Annotated in this window: 6 protein-coding genes and 1 tRNA gene; 6 read left to right on the top strand and 1 reads right to left on the bottom strand. The window is 52.1% G+C overall.

Features of this window, described 5'->3' with window-relative positions; all coding sequences use genetic code 11:
- From DMB82_RS03535 to DMB82_RS03510, 6 genes are all read left to right on the top strand, one after another.
- Window positions 1–273 (top strand): phosphopantetheine-binding protein, encoded by a 273-nt coding sequence (locus tag DMB82_RS03535; protein ID WP_039470710.1) that lies wholly within the window; start codon window positions 1–3, stop codon window positions 271–273.
- 99 nt (window positions 274–372) lie between these two features.
- Window positions 373–645 (top strand): hypothetical protein, encoded by a 273-nt coding sequence (locus DMB82_RS03530; protein ID WP_228400044.1) that lies wholly within the window; start codon window positions 373–375, stop codon window positions 643–645.
- A gap of 140 nt (window positions 646–785) precedes the next feature.
- Window positions 786–6,296 (top strand): type I polyketide synthase, encoded by a 5,511-nt coding sequence (locus DMB82_RS03525; RefSeq protein WP_116164195.1) that lies wholly within the window; start codon window positions 786–788, stop codon window positions 6,294–6,296.
- 77 nt (window positions 6,297–6,373) lie between these two features.
- Window positions 6,374–10,447 (top strand): non-ribosomal peptide synthetase, encoded by a 4,074-nt coding sequence (locus DMB82_RS03520; RefSeq protein ID WP_116164193.1) that lies wholly within the window; start codon window positions 6,374–6,376, stop codon window positions 10,445–10,447.
- Between the two features lie 64 nt (window positions 10,448–10,511).
- A complete protein-coding gene (locus tag DMB82_RS03515; RefSeq protein ID WP_116164191.1) occupies window positions 10,512–11,138 on the top strand; it encodes a hypothetical protein in 627 nt (208 codons plus the stop codon).
- A gap of 52 nt (window positions 11,139–11,190) precedes the next feature.
- Window positions 11,191–12,207, top strand: a complete 1,017-nt coding sequence (locus DMB82_RS03510) for an NADP-dependent oxidoreductase (RefSeq protein WP_102118081.1) — start codon at window positions 11,191–11,193, stop codon at window positions 12,205–12,207.
- Between the two features lie 63 nt (window positions 12,208–12,270).
- Here the strand turns inward: DMB82_RS03510 and DMB82_RS03505 are convergent.
- Window positions 12,271–12,357: transfer RNA gene (locus DMB82_RS03505), tRNA-Leu, on the bottom strand.
- Between the last annotated feature and the right edge of the window lie 7 nt (window positions 12,358–12,364).

Below are 12,364 nucleotides of genomic sequence, written 5' to 3'. Positions count from 1 at the left end.
ATGTCAAACGACAAAGCAATATTACCTTCCGAGATAGAAAAAAATATTATTTCTATCTGGCGGACCGTACTCAACAATCCGAAAGTCTCTATCCAAGAGAACTTCTTTGATGCAGGCGGAAATTCCCTGCTGATGTCCAAGGTTTATCGCGAAATAAAAAACAAAATGGAGTCACCTATCTCTATTGTTGATTTATTCCAATACCCAACGGTACAGATGCTAAGCAAGCGTATTAGCGAAATACACGCTGGGAAATCAAGCAGCAAGAAGTAATTACGCCCAAAAGCGTATTTATCCTCCAGGGGAATAACCGCCCTGTAATGGGTAATGCATTTCATCATCCTTATTTCACTGATAATAGGTGGTAATACCATGTCTGCAACTCAATTGAACGCTGCCTCGGCAGTCAAAGCAAAAGTGGATTCGGCAATTAAATTTGTTCTGAGTCACCAAAATTCATCCAAGCCCGCTCACTACTATGCGATTGGCCAGAAAATTCTTCCTAACACCAAGAAATACTGGCGTGCGAAGTCTATTCCAGACATTCCTGTTTCAATCAAAGCAGCATTGCAACACCCGTCGGCCTCTAACCTGCAAAGCCTCATCAGCCGGGTTACTGCTGGCGTCGCAGGTAGCAAAAAGTAATTAACTTTTAATGTAGCTGTCCCTTCTATATTCACGGCGTAGGACGTCGACCTTTCTTCCTCTGGATAGTATTCAGAGAAAGAAGGTTAGCGGCCTGCGCCGTGAAAAGGAGGCGAATATATTCACGGTGAGGTAATGAAATGAAACAGCAAGAACAGTTCCGCGATAAGGATATTGCCATTGTAGGAATGTCGGCTCGCTTTCCCGGTGCAGAAGATACCGCAATATTTTGGCAAAACCTGTTGGACGGCGTGGAGACGATCAGCACATTCAGTGAAGAAGAACTGAGGGAGTCAGGCATTGAAGAAGAGATGATCGCCTCACCCAACTATATTCGCCGCCGGGGGATTCTGGGTAACGCACAGCACTTTGACGCTAATTTTTTCGATATTACGCCCCGCGATGCCGAAATTATGGATCCACAGCATCGTGTCTTTTTGGAATGCTGCTGGCACGCGTTTGAAGATGCCGGCTACGTCCCTGCCACCTACCCTGGAAAAGTGGGCATATTCGGCGGAACGGGAACCGCCTGGCATTTGAGTAAAGTGAATGCCCATCCTGAAGTGCAGAAGTACGCCAGCGGTGCATCGGTCGTCACCAACAATGATAAAGACTACGTAACGACCCGAGTATCTTACAAGCTCAACCTAAAAGGGCCGAGCGTTAACGTACAGACCGCCTGTTCAACCGCGATGGTCGCCGTCGTGATGGGTATGAACAGCCTGCTGAACGGGGAAAGCGATCTGATCGTCGCGGGCGGCGTTTCCGTGGACACGCCAGAACGCCGGGGTTACCCCTACATGCAAGGCGGCATGGAATCCGCGGATGGTCGCTGCTATGCTTTCGACTCGCGAGCCAACGGCACGGTGTTCAGCCGCGGTGCTGGCGTCGTATTACTGAAACGACTGAATGACGCCGTACGCGACGGCGACCATATTTATGCCGTACTGAAAGGCGGCGCAGTGAATAACGACGGTAACCTGAAAGCTGGCTTTACTGCGCCGAGCATCGACGGGCAAATCGCCGTTGCCAAACAGGCGATCGCCAATGCGCAGCTCGATCCCGCCACGATCAACTTTGTTGAAGCTCACGGCACCGCGACGGCGCTGGGCGATCCCATCGAGTTCACCTCGCTCACACAGACGTTTCAGGAATACACGGACAAAACCCAATATTGCCGTCTGGGATCGGTGAAAACCAACATCGGCCATACGGACGCAGCGTCAGGCATGGCCAGCCTCATCAAAGCGTCACTGGCGCTGGAAACCGGAAAACTGCCAGCCTCGCTCCATTTCGAATCGCCAAACCCTAACATTGAGTTTGAAACCAGCCCGTTCATCATGAACACCGAACTCAGTGAACTGGAACCGTCAGAAACACCGCATCGCGCGCTGGTGAACTCTTTTGGCGTCGGCGGCACCAATGCCTGCGTCATTCTGGAAGCCGCACCGCCGCTAAAAGCGGGCGATATCCATGACAACAGCCTGCTGGTTTTGCCTTTCTCCGCGAAAAGCCGCACGGCGCTGGAAGACATGAAACACCGTCTGCGCGATTACCTCAGTGCGCATGACGATGCCAATCTGGCAGATATCGCCTACACCTTGCAGGTTGGGAGACAAAAATTCTCTCACAGCACGGCTATTATCGGGAAGGATCGCGATTCACTGCTGGCCAAGCTGGATCAGCCTTCACTGGTGGTGACACAGCAGGGAAAAAACCAAAAATCCGTCGTGTTTATGTTCCCGGGACAGGGCAACCAGTACGTTAATATGGCGCGTGAGCTATACGACACCTACGATGTTTTCCGCGCGAGCCTGGATCAATGCTGTAACTATCTGGAGCCGATTCTGGACGTCAATCTGACGTCGATTATCTTTCAGGACGGCGATAATATCGCCGAGTCCCGCATCAATGAAACCCAGTTTACCCAGCCATCCCTGTTCGTGGTGGAGTACAGTCTGGCAAAACTGTGGATGTCGTGGGGCATTCAGCCTGATGTCATGATCGGTCACAGCGTGGGGGAATACGTAGCAGCCTGCCTGTCCGGCGTGTTCTCACTGGAAGATGCACTGAAAGCCGTCGCGATGCGGGGCAAGATGGTACAGGCATTACCCGCGGGAGATATGCTTGCCGTCCTGCTCGATGAAGAAACCCTGAAGGCCAAACTTCACGGCAGCAAGCTGGAAATTGCGGCGGTTAACTACCCTGGATTATGCGTCATCGCCGGTGCTTCAAACGATGTCGCACGTTTCCAACAGCAGTTGGAAGACAGCAATATCTTCTGCAAACATCTGGATACCTCGCATGCTTTCCACTCACACATGATGGAACCCATGCTGCCCGCTTTCAAAAAGGTCATTGATAGCATCACGCTGCACGCGCCGCAGATCCCATTTGTGTCTACCGTTAACGGAGAATGGGTGACTGAAGAACTGGCGAAGAACAGCGACTACTGGGTGCGTCACGTACGCAATCCGGTGCTGTTCTCTCACGCCTTCAAAACGCTGATGGCTGATGAGCATCACGATTTCGTGTTCCTTGAAGTCGGACCGGGACGCTCGCTGGAATCGTCTGCCAAGCAGCATTTCAGCGCAGAAGACGGCGCATTGATTTATGCCTCCCTGCCAACGGCGAAAGACGTAGCCTTATCCGGCGAACACCTCCTGTCGACGCTCGGTGCGCTTTGGGCAAGCGGCGTAAACGTTCCCTGGCATCAGCATCATCCAGAACAGCACCGTCGCCGCATCCCGCTGCCGGGCTACCCTTTCGAGCGTAAACGCTTCGCCCTGCCAGCCCTGTCGTCAGCCAGTCATGACATGCAGAGTGAGCAATCCGTTAAGGCTAAAAAGCGGAAACAGGCGGATATCGGTGATTGGTTCTATATGCCGACCTGGAAGAAAACCATTCCGGCGAAATACATGGCGGGCAAACGCGTTGAAGCCGAGAACACCTGCTGGCTGCTCCTGACGGATACGCAGGGGATCGCCGAACGTGCGAAGCAACTGCTGGAAAAGGACGGGCATAAGGTCTTTTTCGTCAGCCCGGGAACGCAGTATCAGGAAGCGCTTTCCGAAGGCCAATACACCCTCAATGTATCCTCACGCGCCGACTATGTCCGGCTGCTGAAAAGCCTGACAGAACAAGGGTTACGTCCATCACGCATCCTGTATTTATGGAACCTGACGGTGGCGGAACAGGTCCAGCCGCTTGAGCACACCTATCTCTCTTCACCGCTGAACACGTTCTACCCTGCTCTCTATCTCCAGCAGGCGCTGGTGAACGAGAATTTGCTGGACGATCTGCATGTGACCTTCGCCACCAGCAACACATTCAGCGTGATGGGTGAGCGCATCGCTTCACCGGAGAATGCGTTACTGGTCGGGCCGTCGCGCGTGTTCTATCACGAGTATCCTGAAGTGCAGTGCCACCTGGTGGATATCGATCTTAAACAAAACGCCGAACAGCTTGATGAGTTTGCCCACAGTCTGATTGCAGAAAGCCATATCGCCACACACGGCAATCTGGTGGCTTACCGCGGAAACCAGCGCTGGGAAGAAAGTTATCAGGCCGTGCATCTGAAGCAGGACACCCTCGGTTTACCTGCGGAATTGAAAGACGACGGCGTCTACCTCATCACCGGCGGCCTGGGTGGATTGGGGATACTGCTCGCCAACCACCTGTCTGAAAACAGTAATGCGGCGATCATCCTGACTTACCGTACGGCGTTACCACCGCGTGAAGAGTGGCAAGCCTGGATCCAACAGCATCCGGTTGACGATCCTATCAGTGAAAAACTGGCGAGCGTTTTACGTCTGGAAGCTCGCGGCAACACGATACATCTGGCGCAGGTCGACGTGAATGACTATCACGGTATGCGCGAGATGTTATCCGCGTTCCCGCAGGTCGATGGCGTGTTCCATACGGCAGGCGTGGCTGGCGGCGGTATCATTGCGCTGAAGAATGACGCCGATTGCGCCAACGTGCTCGATCCCAAAGTGGCAGGATCGCTCATTCTGGATGAGCTGCTGCAGGACAAACAGCCTGATTTTTTTATTTTATTCTCTTCTATTACCTCCATCGTCGGTGACGAAGCCCGCATCGATTACTGCTCGGGTAACGCGTTTATGGATGCCTTTGCGCATTATCGCAACCAGCATCGCCGTGGGCGCACCGTCTCGCTGAACTGGGGAAAATGGGGCGATGTGGGAATGGCCGTCCGTTGGGGCAAACAGCTGCAGGAGAAGAAAAACAGCAAGCTGGCTGCCGTTGAGGAAACTAAAGGCGACCTGCTGACGCACCTGGAACGTGAAGGCACGCAGGAAAGCTATCAGGTCAATCTCACCACGCAGGACTGGGTTATCGATGAGCACCGCCTTGCGAAACAACCTTCACTGGTGGGGGCGACAATCTTATCGCTGCTGCATGAGTTCATGACAGGCTTTAAGTCTCAGGAAAGCCTTCAGGTCAAGAACCTGATGCTGACCAAGCCGGTGATCTATACCGATGCCTGGCCGCGTCAGATGAGGCTATTCATCACGCCAGAGGGGAAAGGCTATAAATTCAGCCTCAAGACGCGGGGCGTGCTTGAGCTGGCATGGCAAGAACACGCGTTCGGAAGCATAGGCCACGGCGCTCCAACGGCAGACCTCACGCCACAATCGATTGACGCCATCAAACAGCGCTGCACCACGCAGGTTCCCTACGCGCCGTTTATCACCGAGCTGGGTAATGCCAACACGGGCGAGAATTTCCTGTCGTTTAGCCAGCGCTGGAACAACCACCGCGAGATTGTTCAGGGCCATAACGAATGGCTGATCCACAAAGTGCTGGGAAGCGAGTATACGCACGATCTTACCCGCTACCCGTACCACCCCGCAGTGATTGATGCTACGGCCATCTCCTGCCTATCATTGATTACACAGGAGAATTTCCTGCCTATCAGCTATGGCAAGATGACCTTCTTATCGCCACTGGGGAAAGAGTGCTACGCCCACGCCAGGCTCAAGCAGGCCTATCAGCCGCAGGATAACGCCATCGTCATGGATATCACGTTCCTGTCACCAGAGGGCATTCCGCTGCTGGTTCTGGAAAATTACACGCTGATGAAGATGACGATGGGCAATCAGCTCGCGACGTCAGAAAACGCCTCAACGGCAGCCACAGCAGCCACAGCAGCAGTAAAAGTGAATCTGGCAGATAAAGACATTCTGTTGCCAGAAGGGCTGGATGCAATAAAACGCCAGCTCGCGCATCTGGAATTTGAACAGTTAGTCGTCGTCACCAGCGATCTGGAACAGCTCATTTATGAGTCGATTCCTGAACAGGAAACGCCTGAATTCATTTTGCAGAATAGCGAAGCAACGGAAGGATATGCCCGACCGGCCCTCTCTGTGGATTATGTCGCGCCAGAAAATGACATCGAGAAGGAGATCGTCAAAGTCTGGCAGTCGATTCTGGGGATCTCGGGGATCGGCGTTAACGACAGCTTTACTGAACTGGGCGGTAACTCGCTGCTGGCAGTACAGGTCGTGTCTACCGTTTCCGGCCTATTTGAAATCGATATTCGCGTTGATCTGTTTTACCAGAACCAGACCGTGAAAGGGTTAGCAACGCTGATCCTTACCGAGCTGGAAGCCTTATTGCAGGAATAAGGGAACGGCCGCCTTCAGTATGCATCTCGAAGGCGGCCGCTAATGTAAAACCGAATGTCACAAAATGAGACTCGATAATGACGCAGCTTCCCACCGCAAAACTGACCTCGCTTAGCCTGGATGAACTCAAAAAGCTGGCAAGAGAAAAGAAGAAAACGGGCAACGCATCTTCAGGCAAAGCCATTGTTCCGCACGCGACACCCGGCAGAGTACACTTCCCCATGACCAGCGCGCAGAAGCGCATCTGGATGCTCTCCCAATACCTTGACGATAGCCAGGTCTACAATAATCCCTATGTGCTTGCCTGCCGGATCGAGCACGATATGGAGCCACAGCGAGTACAGCAAACGCTCGACTATCTGATGCAACAGCATGACATTCTGCGTACGACATTCCGGCTGGTCGATAACGACGTGTGCCAGTGCGTTGCTGACGACATGTCTTTCACGTTCAGCTTTGAAGATATCTCCACATTCAGCGAAGAAGACATTGAAAAATATGTCTCGGAGACAGCCAAGGCGAAAGGGAACATTGTTTTTGATCTGGAGAATGGCCCCTTGGTTTATCTCCATATGGTCAAAACCCATCAGTACGACTATGTCCTGTTCCTGACATTTCATCACATTATTTCCGACGGGTGGACGGTCAATGTGTTCTTCAAGATGCTCATGGAAAACTACTTTCGTCTGCTGCAGGGCGGGACATTACCCATCGAAAAAACGCTCCAGTTCACCGATTATGCACTGGCGGAAGATCGGTGGCATACCGAGGGCGAATACCAGACCGGGCTGGCCTACTGGGCGAAGAAGCTGGATGGCATCACAGGGCAGTTAGATCTGGCGACGGATTACCCGCGTCCGGCCAAAATGAGCACCACAGGGGGAATCGCCAGCCAGTTCTTTGATGCATCTTTCTGCCAGCGCTTGCAAACCTGTGCGACACAGCATCAGGCGACACAATTCCACGTTATCCTCACGGCATACCAACTCCTGCTGCATAAATACAGCGGGCAGCAGGAAATCATCATCGGCGCACCGTTTGCCAACCGAAATTTACCTGCCACGCAAAACATGATGGGGCTATTCATGAATACCCTGCCATTACGTTTTGATATCGATCCTAATGCCAGTGTCGCCTCCCTGATTGAGGGCGCGCGCGCCGAGTGTGAAGAAACCTTGAGATACCAGGATGTGCCGTTCAATTATATTCTGGACGAGATTACCTATGTGCGTAATCCCCAGATCAATCCCATCTTTCAGGCAATCTTGACGTATCAGGTCTTCCCCCATTTTCACAGCAGCTATGGTGGGTTCAAATATAAGCCGTTAAAAGTGGATTACGGCACCGCAAAACTGGATCTGAACTTATGGGTAGAAGAAGACAAGGATAGCGACGGCCTGCTGTTCACCATGAACTACAGTAGCGCATTATTTTCCATCAGCACCATCCAGCGCATGCTGAACGACCTGCGGACGGTTCTTGAAACCTTAATCACCCAGCCGCAGTTAACCGTTCGGGATATCTCACTGTTAAGCGACGAAGAACGCCGCGCGACAATCGCACAATGCCGCCCAACCGCTAACGCGTTACCGCCTGCGGTTCATCGGCAGTTTGAACAACAGGCACAGCAACATCCCGATGCCATCGCGATTCGTTGTGAAGGCCGTACGTTCAGCTATGCCCAGCTCAATGAACGGGCAAACCAGCTGGCTCATCAGCTCCAGAAAAACGGCATTACTCATGGCGAGTGCGTCGCGCTGTTCATGCCGAAAAGCGAGTATTACGTCGTCGCGATTCTGGCCGTGTTAAAAGCAGGCGGATGCTACGTTCCAATCGATATCGATCTCCCTGCTCAGCAGGTTGAGTTCATCTTGCAAAACTCCGCCGCCCGCTGTGTCATCATCGACGAACAGGCACCCGGTAACAGGCTCCCTTGCCTCTACGTAAGACAAAATCGCAGTAGGATGCCGGTAAGCAATCCATCGCCGCCACAGGTTACGGATGGCCCAGCTTACATCATTTATACCTCGGGCAGTTCCGGCAAACCGAAAGGCGTTCGTGTCAAACACTCGCAGCTTAGCCACTACTGTCAGGCCATTCGGCCCGTGCTCAACCTGCCGCCCGATGCTCGCTACGGCATGTTTTCATCCTTCACCACCGATTTAGCACACACGGTGCTGTTCCCTGCCCTAATTCACCAGGGTCAGTTAGACGTGATCAGCACGGAATTACTCCGCTCCCCACAGGAGCTATTCGCTTATCTGGCGCAATACCCAGTCGATTGCATAAAGATTACGCCGTCGCATTTAGCGACGTTATTGACGTCACCGCAGGCTGAAGCGCTGTTACCTCGCCAGTTATTGGTTATCGGCGGAGAACGTGTTCCTCTGTCACTCATCAAGCGTGTACGCGAGTTCCGAACGTCTTGCCGCCTCCTCAATCATTATGGGCCAACCGAATGCACCGTCGGTGTCACCACCTATCCGGTGCCGGACGATCTCAGCCTCCTTTCGGGCGACTATTTGCCTATCGGTAAACCTCTGTCTGATAGCCATGTTCTGCTGCTCGATCCTTATCACCAGCTCGTTCCGGCCGGCTTACCAGGGGAAATTTATTTGGGCGGTTCGCATGTCGCAGAAGGGTACATTGGCCTGCCAGATCAAAATAATGCACGCTTTATTCCTCATCCTTACCTTGAGGGCGAGCGGCTCTATCGCAGTGGTGATAAAGGTCGTTTCCTGCCTGATGGCAATCTTGAATTTATGGGACGCTTGGATCGTCAGGTGAAAGTGCGCGGCTACCGTGTTGAACTGACGGAGATCGAACAGGTATTGCAACAGGTTGCTAATGCGACCCACGTTGCTATTAAACAAAACACGCTGCACCACGGGGAAACCGTCTTAACCGCGTACCTGTGCGGCATTGATGAACCCAGTCATGCCACAGTAAAAACGGCGCTGCAAAAAAAACTGCCAGACTATATGCAGCCAGAACGCTGGGTATGGCTAGACGCGATGCCATTAACCGCCAGCGGTAAGATAAATTATGCCGCGTTACCCCTGCCCTCAGCAGAAAAGCGCGTAGCATTCCATGCCCCGGAAAATCCGCGTGAACACGACCTGCATGAAATTTATCGCGACATTTTGCAAAGCGAGACGATTGATACGCAGGAGAGCTTTTTTACCCTTGGTGGGAATTCTCTCAGCGCATTAAAGCTCATCCTGAGCGTTAATCAGCACTTCGGCACCTCCCTGTCTCTGGGGCAGTTGTTCGAAAACAGCAGCATTGCCCAGTTGGCCCGCGTGATTGAAGAAAAGGGATCGCAGACTCAAGCCGCAAGGGTGACGATCAATCGTGGGCAGCCTGAAGATAACCCCACGTTGCTTCTGATTCATCCAGCAGGCGGTAACGTACTGTGTTATTCCGGGCTGGCGCGTGAATTGGGCGAGCGCTATCCGATCTATGGTATTCAGGTGCCCGATTTCAGCGTTAACCAGCCTTATAACGCCGATATCAAAGCGCTTGCCGCTTTTTATCTCTCAGAAGCTGGCGACATCGTTCATCACTCTCGTCTGGTATTAGGAGGATGGTCTCTGGGTGCAACTATTGCTTTTGAAATGGCGCAGCAGCTCGCGAAAAAAGGCATAACACCGACGGTGTTAGTGTTGGATCAACCGGCACCAGAGATCAACATCGACGGCTCAGCAAACATGAACGAGGCTGAACGTCTGGCGTATTTTGCGCATAAAGTGGCGTTGTTTACCGGTGCGTCTTTCGATCTGTCGGAACAGTCACTTGCGAACATGAGCAATGCGCAACGAACGTCGCGCTTTCTGGCTGAATTTAAACGTGTGGGGCTGGTTCCTGAGTCAATTGGGCCTGGAGCATTTCAGGACTTTATCAATATCCTGCAAACCCATATCTATGCGACGGACGCTTACCGTGGCGAACGCTACGCAGGTGATGTGCTGGTCGTCGAAGCGGAAGATATCTTACCCAGTCGTATCCGCCTGCCAGAGTCGGGGCTGGGGTGGCGTCGCCTCACTTCAGGTTGCCTGACGGTACTGCCGACGTCCGGCGATCATATCTCAATGATGAACGCACCGCACATTTCCCGTATAGCCGAACAGCTCAAAAAAGTATGGCAATAACACATTCGCCGTCTGCGGTTTCCAACGCAGAACGGCGATTTTATGACGTAAGTGAGGAGAAAACATGGGCCATCCCCCGTCATTAACCGTTTGGCGATATCTAGTATCGCGCGATGCGCTTCTGACCATCATCATACCGGTCGTTATTTACAACATCGCATTTTTACAATGGGGGGCTGGCGTCGCGCTGTTAATAACCGCGATCTATTCCGGTGTACTGCAACTCATCAGCCGTTGGCAAGGCTATCTGCCAATCATTGCTCTCATTCTGGTATCGGGGCTTAGCCACTACCTTTATCTGGAAGGCGTCATCCTGTTTGATATCCATCAGGAGAGCGTTTTTTTGTCGGTCAGCGGCGCAATTTCAACCGTGATCATTTTTACCCTTTACAGCATCAAGGGGCGTCCGGTCATACAAACATTGGCCGAACAAGCCACGCCAGCACTTAAGACACTCCCCGTTTATGGCACACCGCAGTACGTTCGAGTCTGGAACGAGGTATCACTGGTCTGGATTCTGGTTTACCTGGTGAAAGCCATCATTATCTACCTACTTTCCCGCCAGTCTGATTTGCCGATGGATACGCTTGTCCTCATCAGCGGATGGCCTCTTACGCTACTGCTGGTGATCTTCAGTTTCCGATGGCCAAAGCATCGCTGGTCATCACTCGCACACAATAACGCTGCCTGATCAGCGTTGCAGGTAGTGCATAACATAATGAATGTTAAATATAGGGAATATTATGAACCCGTTAGAAAACAAACTGATTGTACTGAATCGTCATCCTGATGGCCCCGCACAGTTAGAGGATTTCCGGCTCGAAGAACGCCATATCAATGCACTACAGCCTGGCGAATATCTGGTTGAAAACAAATGGCTATCCATTGATCTTTATACACGCCCACGGCTTAACAAAAATACAGCCTATGTGAGCCCAATCAAACAGGGAGAAGTGATTCAAGGTGAAACGGTAGGCTACGTCGTGGCAACGAAGAACCCACACTTTAAGGTTGGAGATTGTGTGTTCACGTTTTCAGGCTGGCAGAAATACTATGTCGGCACGCCTCAGGATTTTATTACGCATCGCCTGCAGTCAACGGCCCTGTCACCCTCTGTTTTTCTCGGCGTGGTGGGCACACCGGGACGTTCCGCTTATTTTGGCATGAACAAAATTGCCAAACCCAAAGCGGGAGAAACGTTGGTGGTATCCGCCGCGTCAGGGAGCGTAGGTTCCGTCGTCGGTCAATTAGGTAAACAGGCTGGATGCCGGGTTGTCGGTCTGGCTGGAAGCGAAGAAAAATGTCGCTATGTCGTTGAGACATTAGGCTTTGATGCCTGTGTTAACTATAAAGAAGATGACTTAAATCACGCTTTGCGGGCTGCCTGCCCTAACGGAATTGATATCTATTTTGAAAACGTTGGCGGCAGAGTTTCACTTTTCGTTGCCAAACTGCTTAACGAAGGCGCAAGAGTCCCCGTCTGTGGCAGTGCGGCACAATACAATCAGGATCCTGACGTTGACGCGTCCAACATAGTGGCATTTTTTTCTTCTCTCCCCGATGCGCCGCTGAGCCGCTTTTTTCTCGTCACCGAGTGGTTCAAAGACTATGCAGAAGCAAACACATGGCTATTGGATGCCGTAGAGAAAGGGCGATTAAAATATCGAGAGAACATTATTGAGGGAATAGAAAACACGCCCCAAGCCTTTATCGACTTATTGGACAGCAAACACTTTGGCAAGCAGTTGGTACGCCTGTAAGGTGCTGAGACAGTAAATTAAAGACAAAAAAATAGACGTCGATAGACGTCTATTTTTTTATGTTGGTACCGAGGACGGGACTTGAACCCGTAAGCCCAATCGGGCACTACCACCTCAAGGTAGCGTGTCTACCAATTCCACCACCACGGCATCACAA

Origin of the sequence: Pectobacterium aquaticum, assembly GCF_003382565.3 — a bacterium.
GTDB classification, from domain to species: domain Bacteria; phylum Pseudomonadota; class Gammaproteobacteria; order Enterobacterales; family Enterobacteriaceae; genus Pectobacterium; species Pectobacterium aquaticum.
Note: the sequence above shows the minus strand (reverse complement) of the source record. Positions and strands in the feature narration are given on the sequence as shown.

Bases quoted from the DNA above. Each gene is read 5' to 3' on its own strand.
- DMB82_RS03535 (WP_039470710.1), top strand. From the start codon at position 1: ATGTCAAACGACAAAGCAATATTACCTTCCGAGATAGAAAAAAATATT.
- DMB82_RS03530 (WP_228400044.1), top strand. From the start codon at position 373: ATGTCTGCAACTCAATTGAACGCTGCCTCGGCAGTCAAAGCAAAAGTG.
- DMB82_RS03525 (WP_116164195.1), top strand. From the start codon at position 786: ATGAAACAGCAAGAACAGTTCCGCGATAAGGATATTGCCATTGTAGGA.
- DMB82_RS03520 (WP_116164193.1), top strand. From the start codon at position 6,374: ATGACGCAGCTTCCCACCGCAAAACTGACCTCGCTTAGCCTGGATGAA.
- DMB82_RS03515 (WP_116164191.1), top strand. From the start codon at position 10,512: ATGGGCCATCCCCCGTCATTAACCGTTTGGCGATATCTAGTATCGCGC.
- DMB82_RS03510 (WP_102118081.1), top strand. From the start codon at position 11,191: ATGAACCCGTTAGAAAACAAACTGATTGTACTGAATCGTCATCCTGAT.